At 70.1% G+C, this 17,573-nt stretch carries 13 protein-coding genes, 1 tRNA gene and 2 pseudogenes; 4 read left to right on the forward strand and 12 right to left on the reverse strand.

Going from position 1 to position 17,573, the window contains the following annotated elements; translation table 11 throughout:
• Positions 1–29: 29 nt before the first annotated feature.
• The 9 genes and pseudogenes from rpmE to AB0947_RS21210 form a co-directional block, all read right to left on the reverse strand.
• Positions 30–254: a 50S ribosomal protein L31 gene (gene rpmE, locus AB0947_RS21170; RefSeq protein ID WP_019326867.1), complete on the reverse strand. Its 225-nt coding sequence runs from the start codon at positions 252–254 to the stop codon at positions 30–32.
• 172 nt (positions 255–426) lie between these two features.
• On the reverse strand, positions 427–1,560 hold the full coding sequence (locus AB0947_RS21175) for an LCP family protein (protein ID WP_366751881.1): 1,134 nt from the start codon (positions 1,558–1,560) through the stop codon (positions 427–429).
• 344 nt (positions 1,561–1,904) lie between these two features.
• Positions 1,905–3,923, reverse strand: a complete 2,019-nt coding sequence (gene rho, locus AB0947_RS21180) for a transcription termination factor Rho (protein WP_366751882.1) — start codon at positions 3,921–3,923, stop codon at positions 1,905–1,907.
• 419 nt (positions 3,924–4,342) lie between these two features.
• On the reverse strand, positions 4,343–5,260 hold the full coding sequence (thrB, locus tag AB0947_RS21185) for a homoserine kinase (protein WP_366751883.1): 918 nt from the start codon (positions 5,258–5,260) through the stop codon (positions 4,343–4,345).
• Between the two features lie 591 nt (positions 5,261–5,851).
• Entirely contained in the window at positions 5,852–6,910 is a 1,059-nt protein-coding gene (gene thrC / locus AB0947_RS21190; protein ID WP_366751884.1) for a threonine synthase, read from the reverse strand.
• A 6-nt stretch (positions 6,911–6,916) separates the two neighbouring features.
• Positions 6,917–8,266 carry a homoserine dehydrogenase gene (locus tag AB0947_RS21195; RefSeq protein ID WP_366751885.1) on the reverse strand — a complete coding sequence of 450 codons (1,350 nt, stop codon included), beginning with the start codon at positions 8,264–8,266 and terminating at the stop codon, positions 6,917–6,919.
• Between the two features lie 157 nt (positions 8,267–8,423).
• On the reverse strand, positions 8,424–9,815 hold the full coding sequence (lysA, locus tag AB0947_RS21200) for a diaminopimelate decarboxylase (RefSeq protein WP_366751886.1): 1,392 nt from the start codon (positions 9,813–9,815) through the stop codon (positions 8,424–8,426).
• Positions 9,816–9,868: 53 nt separating this feature from the next.
• The gene (nrtL, locus tag AB0947_RS21205; protein WP_366751887.1) at positions 9,869–11,059 is read right to left on the reverse strand and encodes an ArgS-related anticodon-binding protein NrtL; all 1,191 of its coding nucleotides are present in this window, start codon (positions 11,057–11,059) and stop codon (positions 9,869–9,871) included.
• 622 nt (positions 11,060–11,681) lie between these two features.
• Positions 11,682–12,053 (reverse strand): annotated as a pseudogene (locus AB0947_RS21210) (response regulator); the annotation flags it as partial.
• A gap of 164 nt (positions 12,054–12,217) precedes the next feature.
• On the opposite strand from AB0947_RS21210, the gene AB0947_RS21215 reads away from it, so the two are divergent.
• The 4 genes from AB0947_RS21215 (at position 12,218) to AB0947_RS21230 (ending at position 14,352) form a co-directional block, all read left to right on the forward strand.
• Positions 12,218–12,289 (forward strand) — tRNA-Arg (locus AB0947_RS21215).
• A gap of 250 nt (positions 12,290–12,539) precedes the next feature.
• Positions 12,540–13,169, forward strand: coding sequence for a hypothetical protein (locus AB0947_RS21220; protein ID WP_366751888.1), 630 nt, complete (start codon positions 12,540–12,542; stop codon positions 13,167–13,169).
• Between the two features lie 69 nt (positions 13,170–13,238).
• Positions 13,239–13,643 (forward strand): hypothetical protein, encoded by a 405-nt coding sequence (locus tag AB0947_RS21225; RefSeq protein ID WP_366751889.1) that lies wholly within the window; start codon positions 13,239–13,241, stop codon positions 13,641–13,643.
• Between the two features lie 367 nt (positions 13,644–14,010).
• Complete coding sequence (locus AB0947_RS21230; RefSeq protein ID WP_366751890.1) at positions 14,011–14,352, forward strand: hypothetical protein; 342 nt, start codon at positions 14,011–14,013, stop codon at positions 14,350–14,352.
• Between the two features lie 265 nt (positions 14,353–14,617).
• Here AB0947_RS21230 and AB0947_RS21235 read toward each other — a convergent pair.
• The 3 genes and pseudogenes from AB0947_RS21235 to AB0947_RS21245 form a co-directional block, all read right to left on the reverse strand.
• Positions 14,618–16,006, reverse strand: a pseudogene (locus AB0947_RS21235) (site-specific integrase).
• The gene (locus tag AB0947_RS21240) at positions 16,003–16,197 is read right to left on the reverse strand and encodes a helix-turn-helix domain-containing protein (RefSeq protein ID WP_366751891.1); all 195 of its coding nucleotides are present in this window, start codon (positions 16,195–16,197) and stop codon (positions 16,003–16,005) included. Before AB0947_RS21240 ends, AB0947_RS21235 begins: the two are co-directional and overlap by 4 nt.
• Complete coding sequence (locus tag AB0947_RS21245) at positions 16,173–17,492, reverse strand: replication initiator (protein WP_366751892.1); 1,320 nt, start codon at positions 17,490–17,492, stop codon at positions 16,173–16,175. Before AB0947_RS21245 ends, AB0947_RS21240 begins: the two co-directional genes overlap by 25 nt.
• Between the last annotated feature and the right edge of the window lie 81 nt (positions 17,493–17,573).

Below are 17,573 nucleotides of genomic sequence, written 5' to 3' on the forward strand. Positions count from 1 at the left end.
GTGACCGTGGACCGGCGAAATGGGGCTCGCTACTTCTTGGAGCCGGCCGCAGCCTTGCCGAAGCGGGCCTCGAAGCGGGCCACACGGCCACCGGTGTCGAGGATCTTCTGCTTGCCCGTGTAGAACGGGTGGCACTCGGAGCAGACCTCGGCCCGGATGGTGCCGGACTCGATGGTGCTGCGGGTGGTGAACGACGCACCGCAGGTGCAGCTGACCTGCGTCTCGACGTACTCGGGGTGGATGTCGCGCTTCAAGGTGTCTCCTAGGTTCCGGGAGGGCGCCGGGTCGCTGCCGCGGGATGCGGAGGCGTGAACCGGAGCCGACGTACCAGTCTGCCAGGACTGGGGCCATCCCCCAAAACCGGGGGTGCGGCTGTTCTATTCCGGCTCGCGGTTCCCCGCGCTCCGGCTCGCGGTTCCCCGCGTCCTAACCGGCGCTGACGACGCCCTTGGCCTCGCCCGTGGCCGTGCCCCGCGTGGCCGACTTCGGGATCGGCCTGTCGTCCTTCAGCGCGTTCCACACCAGTTGGGCCTTGGGCTTGGCGACGAGGACGCGGTTGGGGTTGGCCGGGTCGTACTGGACCGGCATCGTCACCATCGTCATGTGGGACGAGCCGATGCCCTTCAGACCGCCGGCGAAGTCGATCAGGGAGTTGACCGAGCCCAGGTCGGAGTCGGTGGTGACGGCCTTGGTGGCGGTGTCGGCGAGGTCGTAGAGCTTCTTCGGGTTCGTGAGGACGCCGACGTGCTTGACCTGGTCGGTCAGGGCCTTGATGAACGCCTGCTGGAGCTGGATGCGGCCCAGGTCGGAGCCGTCGCCCACGCCGTGCCGGGTGCGGACCAGGCCGAGGGCCTGCTCGCCGTTCAGGGTGTGGGTGCCGGCCTGGAGCTTCAGGTGGCTCTGCGGGTCGTCGATGTCCTTGGTGGTGGTGACCCGGACCCCGCCGAGGTCGTCGATGAGCTTCTGGAAGCCCTGGAAGTCGACCTCCAGGTAGTGGTCCATGCGGAGGCCGGTGAGGGACTCGACGGTCTTGACCGCGCAGGCCGCGCCGCCGGTGGAGTAGGCCTCGTTGAACATCACGCCGGACGCGGCGGGATGGGCGGCGCCCTTGGTGTCGGTGCACTGCGGGCGGTCCACCAGGGTGTCCCGGGGGATGGAGACGACGCTGGCGCGCTGGTGGCCCCGGTACACGTGGACGATCATCGCCGTGTCGGAGCGGGCGCTGCCGTCATCGCTGCCGCCGCCGAGCTTCTTGTTCGTGCCGGAGCGGGTGTCCGAGCCGAGGACCAGTATGTTCTCGGAGCCGTTGCCGGCCTTCGAGGGCCGGTCGGTGCCGAGGGCCTGGTTGATGTCGACGCTGTGCAGGTTGCCGTTGAGCTTGAAGTACAGGTACCCGGCGCCGGACCCGCCCAGCACCACCACGCCGGCCGCCGTCCAGGCGGCCGCGTGCAGGGCCTTGCGCCCCGTGCTGGGCGCCTTGCGGCGGCGGCCCTTGCCCCCGCGGCGCGAGCCCGTGCCCGGCTCGGGTATGGCGGGCTGAGGCGTACTCTCGGCGGCCACGTCGCTCCTAGGTCTCGTCGTTCGGTTACCCCCTGCGGTCAGGGTCAGGCGCGGTCGTCACCGCTCCATCCTCGCTCCGCCAGGTCAGACGGGGAAACCCGGAAAAGGGTTGCACGACGCACAGTGCCCACCCCCGTACGGCGACCGGCACGCTGCGTAGTCACCCGCTGCGGGAGCACGGCGCTCACCTGCGGATTCGGCGCCCGTGCTCGCAGACCCCGGAGCCGGCGCCCACCGTGCCGGCTGTGGCAAAGATCTCGCTTGCGGCCTTTATGCCGAAAGCCCGCCCCCGTCGCTGCGGACGGGGGCGGGCTTCCTCGGTAACGAGCCGTCGGGCGGAGCCGTCAGTCGCCGTTGCCGGGCGTCGGCGTCGTCTTCTGGATCTGCATCAGGAACTCGACGTTCGACTTCGTCTGCTTCATCTTGTCGAGGAGCAGCTCGATCGCCTGCTGCTGGTCCAGCGCGTGCAGGACGCGGCGGAGCTTCCAGACGACGGCCAGTTCCTCGTTGCCGAGCAGGATCTCCTCCTTGCGGGTGCCGGACGCGTCCACGTCCACCGCCGGGAAGATGCGCTTGTCGGCGAGCTTCCGGTCGAGCTTGAGCTCCATGTTGCCGGTGCCCTTGAACTCCTCGAAGATCACCTCGTCCATGCGGGACCCGGTGTCCACGAGAGCCGTGGCCAGGATGGTCAGCGAACCGCCGTCCTCGATGTTGCGCGCCGCGCCGAAGAACCGCTTCGGCGGGTACAGCGCGGTGGAGTCGACACCACCGGACAGGATGCGGCCGGAGGCGGGCGCGGCCAGGTTGTAGGCACGGCCCAGACGCGTGATCGAGTCGAGCAGCACGACCACGTCGTGACCCAGCTCGACCAGGCGCTTGGCGCGCTCGATGGCCAGCTCGGCGACGGTCGTGTGGTCCTCGGCCGGACGGTCGAAGGTCGAGGAGATGACCTCGCCCTTGACCGACCGCTGCATGTCGGTGACCTCTTCCGGACGCTCGTCGACGAGGACGACCATCAGGTGGCACTCGGGGTTGTTGTGCGTGATCGCGTTGGCGATCGCCTGCATGATCATGGTCTTACCGGTCTTCGGCGGGGCCACGATCAGACCGCGCTGGCCCTTGCCGATCGGCGAGACCAGGTCGATGATGCGGGTGGTGAGCACGCCCGGGTCGGTCTCCAGACGGAGCCGGTCCTGCGGGTAGAGCGGGGTCAGCTTGTTGAACTCCGGGCGGCCGCGGCCGTGTTCGGGCGCCATGCCGTTGACGGAGTCCAGGCGGACCAGCGCGTTGAACTTCTCGCGGCGCTCGCCCTCCTTCGGCTGGCGGACGGCACCGGTGACGTGGTCGCCCTTGCGCAGGCCGTTCTTGCGGACCTGGGCGAGGGAGACGTACACGTCGTTCGGGCCGGGCAGGTAGCCGGAGGTCCGGATGAAGGCGTAGTTGTCGAGGATGTCCAGGATGCCCGCGACCGGGATCAGGACGTCGTCCTCGGCGAGCTGCGGCTCGGCGATCTCGTCGCGGCCACGACGGCCCCGGCGGTCGCGGTAGCGGCCGCGACGGCCACGGCGGCCGCCCTCGAAGTCGTCGTCGTCCTGCGGACCGGTGTTGCGGTCCTGACGGCCGCCGCCCTGCTGCTGGCCCTGCTGCTGCCGGTCCTGACGGTCCTGGCGGTCCTGCTGCCGGTCCTGGCGTCCGCCGCCCTGGCCCTGCTGGTCGTCGCCCTTGTTGCGGCGGTCGCGGTCCCGGCCGCGCTCGCGGCGGTCCCGGCGGCCACGGCCCTCGCCGTCGGCGTCGCCCCTGGCCTCGCCCTGCGGCTGCGACTGCTGGTGCGCGGGCGCCTCGGTCCTGGACTCGCCCTTGGCCTCGGCGGCGACGGTCTCGGCGCCGCCCGCGGCCGGGCTGCCCGCCTCGGCGGTGGCGCGGCGGCGACGGCGCTCGGCCGGGGCGTCGTCGGACGCCGGCTGGCCGGGAATCTCGATCTGCTGCTGGGCCACGGCCTTCTCGGCGGGGGCCTCGGTCTTGGCCTCCGCCTTCTTGTCGGCCTCCTCGCCGGTGCGGGCCTTGGAGGTGGCCCGGCGCTTCGGCTTGGTCTCGGCGGCGGTGTCGGCCTTGGCGGCGGGGGCACCCCCGGCGGCCTGCGCCTCCTTGATGACCTCGATCAGCTGGCTCTTGCGCATCCGCGCGGTGCCCCTGATCCCGAGGCCCGAGGCGACCTGCTGCAGCTCGGCCAGCACCATGCCCTCGAGGCCGGTACCGCGGCGCCGCCGGGAGCCGGCACCGGTGGCAGGCGCGGAGGCGTCCGTGGCGGGCGCGGCAGCGGTCTCCTCGACACGTGCGCCCATCAGATCGGTGGTGTCGCTCACGAAGGGTCCTTCCCTGGAGCGGACGTCGGCCTGTCTGGCTCGGCGACCGGTTGTGCTGTCCGGCTACGGTCCTGTCTTGTGAACCGTGCCGGGGCGGTGGTCCGCCAAAGCGGCGGAAGAAATGTGCGGTGATGGCGCTTCCGCGAGCCGTGGCACCCAGTGTCACGTGGCGTGGTAGCACCGATTCCGGAGCTCCCCCAGAGGGGATACCCCCACCGGCGGCCCGCTCAGTGCTCGCATACGACGTACTGCCCAGGTACGACGCGAGGAACACGGAGTGGCGCGGGAGGCTCCCGGAAGAATGTCTGTCCCGGACGGGGACACGAGGCACCTCGCCATGGTGGGGTCGGGTGCAGACTTGAGATTAACACTACCGGATCCAACAAACATTCCCCCTCTCCAAATCCGGCAACCGTGTGTCAGGTCGCAAGCGGCAGCACGCTCGCTCCCTGTACGTCCAGGTCCAGCCGGTTGGCGGCCCATCCCTCACCCGCGAGGTGGGACACCTTGTCCGCGCTGTCGGCGTCGGCGAGCGCCATGACGGTGGGCCCGGCGCCCGAGATCACGGCCGGGATGCCGTCGGCGCGCAGCCGCTCCACCAGCGCGGCGCTCTCCGGCATGGCCGGGGCGCGGTACTCCTGGTGCAGACGGTCCTCGGTGGCGGGCAGCAGCAGCTCGGGGCGCCTGGTCAGGGCCTCGACGAGCAGGGCGGCGCGGCCCGCGTTGGCGGCGGCGTCGACGTGCGGCACGGAGCGCGGGAGCAGACCGCGCGCGGCCTCGGTCAGGACCGGCTTCCCCGGTACGAAAACCACCGGAACGATGGAATCGTGCGGCTCCATCCTGATGGCCCGGGCGGCGCCGGCCTCCATCCAGGACAGGGTGAAGCCGCCGAGCAGACAGGCGGCCACGTTGTCCGGGTGGCCCTCGATCTCGGTGGCCAGCTCCAGCAGCGCGTGATCGTCCAGGCGAGCCTCGCCGCCTATGGTCACCGCGCGGGCGGCGACGATGCCGGCGCAGATGGCGGCCGAGGAGGAGCCGAGGCCCCGGCCGTGCGGGATGCGGTTGGCGCAGACGATCTCCAGGCCCCGGGGCTGTCCGCCCAGCAGGTCGAAGGCGGTGCGCAGGGAACGGACGAGGAGGTGGCGCTCGTCCCGCGGCAGGGTCTCGCTGCCCTCGCCCGCGATGTCGATGTGCAGCCCGGAGTCGGCCACCCGGACGACCACGTCGTCGTACAGCCCCAGCGCGAGGCCCAGGGCGTCGAAGCCCGGACCGAGGTTGGCGCTGGTGGCGGGAACGCGCACCCGGACGGCGGCGGCGCGGAACGCTGGACCGGCCATCGCTCGTTGACTCTCCTTGAGCTGCGTGACTGTCGAAGACATTCGATACGTACGGGAGACCCCCGGGGCCGCGCGGCGGGCGCGGCGTCGCCCGTGTGCGGGGGGCATGTGCCACGGGCGGGGTTCAGTACAGCCTATCGAAGGAAGGTTCTGTGGCGACATAGGGCGCACAGGAGGCGCACGATGCGTGTCGTAAGCCCCTTGTGCACCCTGTCAGGGGGAAGTCCCGGGCGTGGAACGCACGGGGCCGGCACCTGGGGTGCCGCACGGGCGGGTGGGGTCGGTGCGGGTGGGCTCGGGCGCCGGTGCGGTGGGGCTCGGGGACCGGGGGCCGACACCCGAGCTGCCGCACGGGCAGGTGGGCTCGGGCGCCCGGGCCCTCAAGCTCCGGCTCCCGTTCGGGCTCAGGCTCCCGTTCGGATGCCGGCTCCCGTTCGGACTCCGGCCCCGATTCAGACCCCGGCTGGCCCCGGCTGCCGTTCAGCTCCGGCCCCTATCGGCCCCGGCTCCCTATCAGCCCCGGCGCCCTTTCGGTCTAGCCCCCGTTCGGCCCCGACCACCCCCGTCGGCCCCGCCCCCCGCTCCCGGGGTTCAGGCCAGGCCGAGGCGCTCGGCGGCGGTGGCCGCGTCGACCGGGACGGTGACCGGCTGCGGGGCGCCGGCGACGGCCCAGTCGGGGTCCTTCAGGCCGTTGCCGGTGACGGTGCACACGATGCGCTGGCCCGGGTCCACCTTGCCCTGCTCGGCGGCCTTGAGCAGACCGGCCACGGAGGCGGCGGAGGCGGGCTCCACGAAGACACCCTCCTGCGCGGCCAACAGGCGGTAGGCGCGCAGGATCTCACGGTCCGTCACCTCGTCGATGGCACCGCCGGACTCGTCGCGGGCGGCCAGCGCGTAACTCCAGGACGCCGGGTTGCCGATGCGGATGGCGGTGGCGATGGTCGACGGGTCCTTGACGACCTCGCCCCGCACGATCGGGGCGCTGCCGGACGCCTGGAAGCCCCACATACGGGGGGTCCCGCCGGAGACGCCGTCGGCGGCGTACTCCTTGTAACCCTTCCAGTAGGCCGTGATGTTGCCCGCGTTGCCGACCGGCAGGACGTGGATGTCGGGTGCGTCGCCGAGCATGTCCACGATCTCGAAGGCCGCCGTCTTCTGGCCCTCGATGCGCACCGGGTTGACCGAATTCACCAGCGCCACGGGGTAGTTGTCGCTCAGCGCCCGCGCCAGGGTGAGGCAGTCGTCGAAGTTGCCGTCGACCTGGAGGATCTTCGCGCCGTGCACGAGGGCCTGGCCCATCTTGCCGAGGGCGATCTTGCCCTGCGGCACGAGCACGGCGGAGACCATCCCGGCCCGCACGGCGTACGCGGCGGCGGAGGCGGACGTGTTGCCCGTGGAGGCGCAGATGACGGCCTTCGCCCCCTCCTCCTTGGCCTTGCTGATGGCCATGGTCATACCGCGGTCCTTGAAGGACCCGGTGGGGTTGGCCCCCTCCACCTTCAGGTGGACCTCACAGCCCGTGCGCTCGGAGAGCACCTGCGCGGGCACGAGGGGCGTGCCGCCCTCGCGGAGCGTCACGACCGGCGTGGTGTCGGATACCGGCAGCCTGTCCCGGTACTCCTCGATGATTCCGCGCCACTGGTGGGTCATTGCTGGTTACTCTCCTTCAACCCGCATGATGCTGGCGACACCCCGCACGGTGTCGAGCTTGCGCAGTGCCTCGACGGTCCCGGAGAGGGAGGCGTCGAAGGCCCGGTGGGTGACGACGACGAGGGAGGCCTCGCCGCCCTCCCGTCGCCCGCCGCCACCCTGTTCGATGGCGACTGCGTCGCCGCTGCTTGGATTCCTGCCCTGCTGCCGGACGGTGTCGATCGACACGCCGTGCTCGGCGAAGACGGTGGCGACCTGGGCGAGCACGCCCGGTTTGTCGGCCACGTCGAGACTGATGTGGTACCGGGTGGCGACCTCGCCCATCGGGGAGACGGTCAGGTCGGCGTACGCCGACTCGCCCGGCCCGGTGGCGCCGTTCAGCCGGTTGCGGCAGACGGCGACCAGGTCACCGAGCACGGCCGAGGCGGTGGGCGAACCGCCGGCGCCCGGGCCGTAGAACATCAGCTGCCCAGCGGCGTCGCTCTCCACGAAGACGGCGTTGTACGCGCCGCGCACCGAGGCGAGCGGGTGGCTGAGCGGGATCATGGCGGGGTGCACGCGCGCGGTGACGGCCGTACCGTCCGCGGACCGCTCGCAGATGGCGAGCAGCTTGATGGTGCAGCCCATCTCCTTGGCGGAGCGGAAGTCGGCGGCCGTGACCTCGGTCATGCCCTCGCGGTGGACGTCGTCGAGGCGTACGCGCGTGTGGAAGGCGATCCCGGCGAGGATGGCGGCCTTGGCGGCGGCGTCGAAGCCCTCGACGTCCGCGGTCGGGTCGGCCTCGGCGTATCCCAGTGCGGTGGCCTCGTCGAGGGCCTCCTGGTAACCGGCGCCGGTCGAGTCCATCTTGTCGAGGATGAAGTTGGTGGTGCCGTTGACGATGCCGAGCACGCGGTTGACCTTGTCGCCGGCGAGCGATTCGCGCAGCGGCCGGATCAGCGGGATGGCACCGGCGACGGCGGCCTCGTAGTAGAGGTCGCGGCCGTGCTCCTCGGCGGCGGCGTGCAGGGCGGCCCCGTCCTGGGCGAGCAGGGCCTTGTTGGCGGAGACGACGGAGGCGCCGTGCTCGAAGGCGGCGGTGATGAGGGACCGGGCGGGCTCGATCCCGCCGATGACCTCGACCACGACGTCGATGTCGCCGCGTTTGACGAGGGCGGTGGCGTCGGTGGTGACCAGGGAGGGGTCGATGCCCTCGCGCACCTTGGCGGGCCGCCGTACGGCCACGCCCGCGAGCTCCACGGGCGCCCCGATCCGCGCGGCGAGGTCGTCGGCGTGCGTCGTCATGATGCGCGCCACCTCTGAGCCGACCACTCCACAGCCCAGCAGCGCCACCTTCAGCGGACGCGTACGCATCATCCGACCTCGTTTCCCTCTTACCGTCTACGGTTGGACCAGTCTCACTCACCGGACGGGAGTTTCTACCCTTCGTCCGGATCGTGAGACATCTATTTCATTTGTACGGGACCGGCAGACCGCAGATCTTCCGGCCCCTTCCCCGGGGCGGCCGGCCCTGTCACCCGACGTCGAGACGCAGGAGGTCCTCCTCCGTCTCCCGGCGGACGATCACCCGCGCCTCGCCGTCCCGCACGGCGACCACGGGCGGCCGCAGCACGTGGTTGTAGTTGCTGGCCATGGACCGGCAGTACGCGCCCGTGGCCGGTACGGCGATCAGGTCGCCCGGCGCCAGGTCCGAGGGCAGGAACGCGTCCTTGACCACGATGTCCCCGCTCTCGCAGTGCTTGCCGACGACCCGGGCGAGCATCGGCTCGGCGTCGGACGCGCGGGACACGAGGGCGACGCTGTACTCGGCGTCGTACAGCGCGGTGCGGATGTTGTCCGACATCCCGCCGTCGACGGAGACGTACGTGCGCAGCCCGTCGAGCGGCTTGACCGTGCCGACCTCGTACAGCGTGAAGGCCGTGGGGCCGACGATGGCCCGCCCGGGCTCGACGGAGATCCGGGGCGTGCGCAGCCGGGCGGCCTCGCACTCACGCGTGACGATCTCGGTGAGCGCCTTGGCGATCTCGTGCGGCTCGCGGGGGTCGTCGTCACTTGTGTAGGCGATCCCGAGCCCGCCCCCCAGGTCGATCTCCGGCAGCTCGACCCCGTGCTCGTCCCGGATGTCCTTCAGCAGCCCGACGACCCGGTGGGCGGCGACCTCGAAGCCCGACATGTCGAAGATCTGCGACCCGATGTGCGAGTGGATCCCGATCAGCTCCAGCCCGTCGAGCTGAAGGGCCCGCCGCACGGCCTCGGCGGCCTGCCCCCCGGCCAGCGGGATCCCGAACTTCTGGTCCTCGTGGGCGGTGGCGATGAACTCGTGGGTGTGCGCCTCCACGCCCACGGTGATCCGGATCTGGACGCGCTGGCGGGTGCCCAGCTCCTGGGCGATGTGGGCGACCCGCACGATCTCCTGGAAGGAGTCGAGCACGATCCGCCCCACGCCGGCCTCGACGGCCCGGGTGATCTCCGCGGTGGACTTGTTGTTGCCGTGGAAGGCGATGCGCTCGGCGGGCATCCCGGCGGACAGTGCGGTGGCCAGCTCGCCGCCGGAGCAGACGTCCAGGTTGAGGCCCTCCTCGTTCAGCCACCGCACGACGGCCCGGGAGAGGAAGGCCTTGCCGGCGTAGAAGACGTCGGCGTCCGGCCCGAACGCGGTGCGCCAGGCACGCGCGCGGGACCGGAAGTCGGCCTCGTCGAGGACGTAGGCGGGGGTGCCGAACTCCTCGGCGAGCCGGCTGACCGGAATCCCGCCGACGCTGACCACGCCGTCGTCGCCGCGCGCGACGGTCTGGGCCCACACCTTCTGGTCCAGGCCGTTGAGGTCGGCGGGCGGCGCGGAGTAGTGCCCCTCGGGCAGGACGTCGGCGTGGCGGGGCCCGGCGGGATGGGCGGAACGGCTCATGACGTGACTCTCAGACTCTCTGTCTCTCTTGAAGACGCATGCAGTCGCGCGCCTCAGAGGTGTTCGGGTGCGTCGATGCCGAGCAGGGACAGGCCACCGGCCAGCACCGTCCCGGCAGCTTCGGCGAGGGCCAGCCGGGCGCGGTGGGCGGCCGAGGGTTTCTCCTCGCCGACGGGAAGCACACAGGGCAGCAGGGGCAGCACGGCATCGGCGACGGTGACGAGATGCCGGGCAAGCCGGTCCGGGGCACGACGGGTGGCGGCCACGGCGAGGATGCGGGGGTGGGCGGCGAGGGGGGTGAGGAGGGGGGCGCCTTCGGCGATCACGGCGGCGGGGGTGCCGGCGTCGGTGTTCGCGGGGTGGGTCAGCGGGGCGGCGTCGGCATGCGCGAGGCAGGTCCCGTGGAGGCTGCGGCCACCGGAGCCGGCGGAGGCGGCGAAGGGGTCGACGGCAGCCTGAGCGGAAGCCCCCGGAGGGTCCATGGCACCCAGTGCACGGATGCCGGACGGCCCGGCACCGGAACGGTCGACGAGTCCGAGCGGGCCGGGCTCGGCGGAGAAGCCGAGGCGGGCGGCGTTGCGGCTGAGGGCACGGATGCGGGCGTGGGCGTACCGCACGCGGAACAGCGGATTGCTCTCCCGCTGGATCAGGTGATCGGCGGTGATCCGGGGCCGGTCGTGCGGGGCGGGGTGGAGGAGGGCCCACCGGGCGGCGTCGGGCCCGAGCGGGGCGGGGTCCTCCGGCGCGGGAACGGGCCGCAGGTTGACGGGCTCGCCGTGCTCGACGGTGGCGCGCCCGCCCTGCGTGGCGACGAGCCGTACGACGGCGTCGGCGACGACCTCGGCCCGCACCTCGTACGGCACGCGGAGCGCGACGATCTGTCCGGCGAGGGCGTCCCCGTAGCCGTACCGGGTGCCCTTCTCCCGGATCTCCCGGACCAGCCCCGCGACGGGATCGACCTGCTCGGCGAGGCTGATGTTGAGGAACCCGGGCCCGGTGACGACGACGTCCTGGACGCCCTCGGCCTCGGCGAGCCGGGTGCGCAGGATCTCGGCGACCCGCAGCGCCGGCTGCCCGGCCGGCCGGGCGAGCTGGAGCGCGATGGTGGTGGCGAAGTCTCCGCACCCCCCGGGCCCCGGCTCGGTCACCACGGCCCGCTCGGGCACGGTCACGCTCAGCTCCCCGTCATCGACAGCACGACGCACCGCGTGCAGCACGGTGCGGGAGAGCTCGACGGGGGTCACGGGACAAGCGTAGGGGAGGAGGGGGGTGGGTAGGCGAGGCGGTTATCACTACGCGCCCGCGCCGGCCGGCCTAGGAGAGACCGCCGCCCAGTGAGCCACGCCCGTCGAGCACCCCGGAACCCTCGGACGATCCGGAGGGAGGGGTGACGGGGTGGGCGGGGATGCCTCGGTAGAGGTAGGAGGCTCCGCGAGCGGAGGGTGCGTGGGGAGGGCAGGGGGGTGCGGGTGGCTGGGGGGAGGGGACGTCGAGAGGGTCGGGAACGGCAGGGGCTCCCTGGGCTGAGGGGGCGCCGGAAGCGGAAGGAGTTCCCTGAGCAGGGGGGCGGTCAGGAACGGAAGCGGAGGCAGCTCCCTGAACGGAGGAAACGTCGGGAACGGAAGCGGCCTCATGAGCAGGAGAGCCCCCATCACGATCGACCTCTCCTTCACCACCCCCTCCCTGCTCTCCGCCCCCGGGATGTCCGCCATTGGCGCCTCCCCCACTGGGGCCTACACCTCCGCGATCTCCCCCGGAGCCCCCAGTCATCCCATGGAACCCAGGCATCCCGGACCCCCCAAGCCCCTCACGGCCCTCCTGGCCCTCACGGCCCTCGTGACCTTCATGCCCCCTAGGCCCGATCCGCCGCTCCATGAGCTGCTTCACGAGCCGTACCAGCTCGGCCGGCTCGAAGGGCTTGGCGAGGAAGGCGTCCACGCCCACATCGAGGCCGGTCTCCACCTCGTACTGCGAACACGCACTGATGATGGCGAGGGGCAGGTGGTGCGTACGGGGATCGGCCCGAAGGCGGGCGGCGGTGCGGAGCCCGTCAAGCCGGGGCATGACGACATCGAGCGTCACGACGTCGGGCCGCACCTCGTGCACCACGTCCAGACACTCGGCACCATCGGCCGCGGTCACGACCTCTAGCCCTTCCAGTTCGAGGTTGACCCTGATCAGCTGCCGGATGACCTTGTTGTCGTCCACAACAAGCACCCGGCCCGAAGCGCCTGGCACACGTCGAGAGTAGGTCGGGACCGGCCACCGCGTCCGGGTTTTCCCCACTTCCACCCCGTACAGGGGACCCGCCGACCCCGACCCGGGGAACGGGTTCCTGATCACCCCGCCGGACCTGCTAATGTTCTACCCGTCGCCGCAAGCGAGAGCTCAGCGCCCGACACGCCCCCGTAGCTCAGGGGATAGAGCAACGGCCTCCGGAGCCGTGTGCGCAGGTTCGAATCCTGCCGGGGGCACCTCGAAGAAGGTGCCGAAAGACCCCGTGACCAGCGGAAACGCTGAGTGCGGGGTCTTTGTGTTTGTGCAGGCGTGTGCCGCTCGGAGCGGGCGTATGTCGGGGTCTGTGGACGAGGCGTGGACGGGATCTTGGAACATCGTCGCAGGTGACGAGGCTCGCTAGAGTCGAGCGGGCGATTGGCGACGGGCTGTCCCTCAGCCCCCGCCTCGCACGGCCGGCGAATTGACGAGTTGGGGGACCTCGTGGACATGACGACGCTTGCCGTCACGCTCATTAGCGTCACAGGCACGCTTGGCGGGACTCTGGGCGGCGCAGTGCTCAGCCAGCGCGCCAGTCGGGCCGAAGCAGCGGAACAGAACCGGCGCGTCGACCGCGAGCAGGAGCTGGCGCGCGCAGAGCAGGCGTTGCAGGGAAAACGCGATCTTTATGCCCGTTTGAACACCGCGGCTCGCGCTTACCGAATCGCCGGCCAGGACTCCATCCGCGCATCCGAGCGGGGTGAACGCCTGGACCCGGCGCTACTCGACGCCACCAAGGAGGCCTGGGCCGAGCAGTATTCCCAAGCACAGATGGCATTGACAAAGGGGGTCCTGGAGGTGGCCTCGGCTGTCAACAGGTCCCTCCAGGTTGGTTACTCAGTCGTCAAGCAGTTGGCAAGCACCCCCGACGGGGCATACGAGTGGGCAAAGGCGTGGTTCAGCGGCCCGCTCTCAGATGGCGTGTACCTGCTACGGGTCACGCTGCGCCATGACCTCGGCGTCGAGATGGAACCCCATTTCGAACAAACCCGCACACAGATGCTTGCTGCGCTCGACAGCGCGCGCAGCAACCTCGAACGCCTACTCGCCACAGAACGCGCCCCTCGCCGCCGAACCTAGCTAGCACAAAGGCCAGTTGATTTCAACGAGAGTTGACAGCTCGTATTTCTGAGCTGATGCTCCTCGACTATGGGACATGCCTTCTCGAACCGAGTGACGGAACTGCACAAGCGGGGAAAGACCTACCAGCGGATGGCTGCGGACTGTAGCTTCAAGCGGTCGATCACCTGGTGGAACAAGATGTACTGGCTGGAGATCAAAGACCCGCCTGAGCCCGCGCTCTTCCCGCACCTCGCCAAGGCCCTGGAAGTGTCAGAACGTCGCGTAGCCGAGATGGTCGCCGAGCAGTGGTGCGGTGTCCGTCCCGACGACGAGGTCCCCGAGCATCTGCGGAATATCGTCCAGCTGCTACGGGGCATCGCTCCGGAGGACGTACCCGCGGTCGAAGCGGTTGTGGATCTACTCGTCTCTAAGCACGTGGCCGAGACCACTCGTGACCGGAGGGTCGTCAAGGTCAAGGCCAAGAACTCGTGAGCGGGCTCTGCTTGGTAGTCCACTGCCCGCGCTCGTGCCACGCCAGCGCGAGTGGGTGGACCGTACGGTGGCGATCAAGTGGAGCGAGGAGGAGCAGGAGATGCTGGCGCGCAGCTAGCACGGTGGCGCTCCTCCTCTCAAGCGCTGGTGTTGGGGCCAAGGAACCTGCTAGTCATCGCCGACCGGGACACGGGCGCGGAGATCGCTACTGACCTGGGACTGTCCCACTCGGCGGTGACGAAGTTGCAGTCACCGGTTCGCCGCCGCCCGGCAAAAGGCTTGGGTGGTGCTCCGCGCCCAGGTGGGACTGGCCAGAAGGATCCACGCTGCGCGGCAGGGAACAGCACGAATTCGAGGAGGTTGCAAGATGGGGAACCTAGGTAAGTATCAGGACATCGTGGAAGCAGCAAAACGAGCAGGCGGCGTCGACGCCTTGATCAAGATCATCCAAGATGCCGCCGTGGCAAAGGCATACCCAGGAGTATTTAGGAAAGGTGCCGCAGTAGGTGCAGGAGCAGGGGTGGTAGGCACACTAGTAGTAGGCGGAGTTGCAGTCACCGTGAGACGCTTCCTGGATGACAAAAGAGCTCGCGAAGCACTGGCTAACGAGGCTGAAAAGCAGCTGAAGGCTGAAGTTGAGAAATCCATGAGCTCGGATGGTGACAATCTAAATAATGGCGAGATCGATAACGATTCCGACGGAGTTTGAGCACTGGTCGGCAGGCCTTGCTCACTCTCAGCCAGTGCTAATGCCGTACCGCTTTCAGCGCGTGATGTGCAGCTCGCAAGGGCTTCCGCGCTCCCGCATTGACCTTGCTGACATGCCAGTGGGAAGCGAGATCCAGCCTCCACACCGCAGTACAGGCAGTGCAACTCAACTCACTCTTTGCTAACTAACATCAGCACAGGTAGAGCACAAAGCGAGGGAGGCCCCAGGCGGCATGCCTGGGGCCTCAGTGTGAGTGCAGGGTGTCTCACTCGTACTCGCGGAGCAGGTCCTCGATACGCCGGTTGGCGACGTCCTGACGTCCGTCGAGGCACTTCGCGTAGCGCGTCAGCAGGACCTCAACACTGTTGCCGGCGCGCTCGGCAACCTCGGTGGGATCGACTCCGGCATTGAGCCACGTCGACAGCGCCGAGTGCCGAAGGTCGTACGGCCTACTCGCGAGCGGCGAGGACGCGACGGCCGGTGGGAGCGCCAAGAGCCGGGCCTCCTGCCACACTCGGTAGTAGGTCGAGGACGGGACGACCGAGCCCTTCTCACTGAAGAAGAGCCGTCCGTCTTCCGCCGTGCCGAACGTCGCCAGGTGATCGCGCAGCACTGCGACGAGCTGGGGCGGAATGGGCACGCGCCGAACGTCCTCGGTCGGCCGATTCTTGAGTCCGCGGTCGTCGTGGGTCTCCCCCGAGTCCGTCCACTGCTTGCCGACCGAAGGACGGGGCCGGTGGAGCAGCGCCGATCCCCAGCCCTGCTCGGGGAGAACGAGGTCCGTCTCGACCAGGCCTCCGTCCCGCCTCGGCGGGACGGAGGCCGCCGAAGTACATCGCCGCGAACAGCCCGACGAGGCGCCGGCCGCGAGCACGCCGGTAGCCGCCCACGTAGGACACGGCCGCCAGGAGATTGCGAGCCTGCTCCGGGTTGGCGACAACGCGCGGATCGACCTGGTTCGAAACCTTGGGCTTCTGCCAGCGAACCGCCGTAATCGGATTCTCTCGCAGCTCCCCCAAGTCGACCGCGTAGTTCGCAGCGTTGACGAGGGTCCGCCGCTTCCGCCGCACGGTCTCGGCAGCTGCCGCGGTGCCGTCGAGCTTGAGCTTCAGCCCGTCGAGCACCGCGCGGGCCGTTGCCGGTTCAGCGAGGTCTGCGAGCGGCCTGGAAGCCTTCGCCACCCAGTGCAGAACGTTCCGAACGTTGCCCGGGACTTCCCGGTCGTCGGGCCCTGGCAGTACGAAGGCCCAGTTGCGTAAGGCCTTGCGGATCTCCTCGTCGGACGGTCGCCCTGCGCGCTCCGCTAGCAGTTCCATGGTCACGCTGGTCAGAGATTCGTTGATGCCGTCTCGCGTATTGGGTGCAGCGTGCGGCCACTTCATTGCGAGATACCTGAGGGCGAAGTCGTACCAGGACAATGGCGACTTCTTCTCTTCCGTCGAGGCCGGAAGACCAGTCTCCGTGTCGAACTCTTCGCCACCCCGCATGGCACTCATGAGCTTCGCTCGGTAGTGATCAGCGAGCGCCTTGGTGCGGAACGAGTCCGAAACGAGTCCGAGAAGACGTTGCCTGCAACGGACCAGCGGACGCCGTACGAGGGCGTCTTGGTGTCCCGCTTGCGTACGCCCCAGACCTTGACGTCGAGAGACTTCACGCCGCCTCCTCCAATTGTCGGAGCCACGAGGTGAAATCACTGCGCCAGACCCGAAGCTCACCGTTGGGGAGCTTGAATGCGGCCGGCCCTTGCCCCAGCTCACGCCAGCGGTAGAACGTCCGGCGAGAGATGCCGCCCAGTTCGTCCAGGACTTGGCGAACAGTCATCAGTTCGTCGCGCCGGGTGTCCATGTCGGCTCTCCTTCCGTTCCGGGAGCGGGTTCGAGGGATGCGGCAAGCCAGGCTTCGGCGCGGGCCAGGCCGGTACCGGCGAAGACCCAGTGCGCGAGGACGAGCGTGGTTTCGCCGTCCTGCGGGACGGGCGGAGCCGCTTGGGCACGGCGCCAGTCGGCGCGCGCGTCACGGAGGGCGCCGAGGGTCGTGGAGTAGCGGCGGGACTTGGTGGAGAAGTGGCCGCGGAAGCCGAGCATGTGGGCCCAGGCCCGCAGGCGGAGGTCCACCAGCTCGGGGCGTGCGCCCAGGGTCCAGGCGGTGCGGATCATGCGCCGGGCGTGTTCAGTGATCCGCGCTTGCGCCAGCTCAGCGAGGAAGCGCAGCGGCCGGTCAAGGGTGCCGGTCGCCGTCTCGGCGCCTTTGGTGGCGTACTTGGCGACGTACGACGCCACGGCCCGTTCGGTCAGGTCCTGGCCGTCACCGAAGTCGGCCGAGCGGATCGGGCGGACGTCGAGTTGGCGGCCGAAGACGAAGGCGTGCGACCGGCCGTCGACCGCCGGGCCGTCGACCCGGGCGGCAGCGGCGGTAGCGCGGATGGCGTCGGTCAGCAGCTCGGCCGTCGCCCAGGCCGGGGGTGCCGTCTCTCCGCCCTCCGGACCGTCGAGGCGGATGACCGCGTGGAAATGGACGGCGCCACGCTTCTGGTACTCGGCCACCTTCGCGAAGGAGACGCGCGCATGGTCGCGGAAGGCCCGTTGGGTCAGGCCGGCTCGCTTGGCGACCTCCCGGCGGAGGTAGACCGAAAAGCGCTGCCAGAGGGCACCGGCGTGCGCGTTCCAGAGCACGGCCGCCTCGTAGTCGTAGGCGTCCGGGTCGAGTGGCGTGCCCAGCGCAGGGTCCTGGTCGTCATGGCGGATGCCGCAGCGGCAGGGGCGTCCGCTGGAGGGCCGGTTGTGGACCGGTCCGAAGCTGGGAGCGGTGAAGGTGGCGAAGACGCGCGGGTGTGTGGCGACCCGTTCCGGAGTGCCCTTGCCGCCGCGCAGGCCAGCGGTGATCAGGTGGTAGGTGTCGCGTCGGTAGGTCTCGGCGCAGGCCTCGCACCGGGTGGCCCGGCGGTTGTTGCAGCGGACGAGGAGCTGGCCGGCGGGAAGAGCGGCGGAGTCAAGGTGGTGCAGGGTGCGGCCGATCTCGCCGGTCGTGGTGTCGATCTCGTATTCCGTGCGGTGGCCGTCGAGGCGTACGGGGCGGGTGCAGCCGCCCAGGCCGGACAGTTGCCGGGCCAGCTCGGGCAGGGTGCCCAGCGAGGCCAGCATGGAGAGTTCCGCCAGCGGTGGCGGAGTCTGCCGGGTGATGATGGGAGTTCCTTTCGGCTGTTTCAGTGGTCGGGAGGGACA

It is taken from the genome of Streptomyces sp. NPDC047841 (assembly GCF_040704085.1).
GTDB classification, from domain to species: domain Bacteria; phylum Actinomycetota; class Actinomycetes; order Streptomycetales; family Streptomycetaceae; genus Streptomyces; species Streptomyces argyrophylli.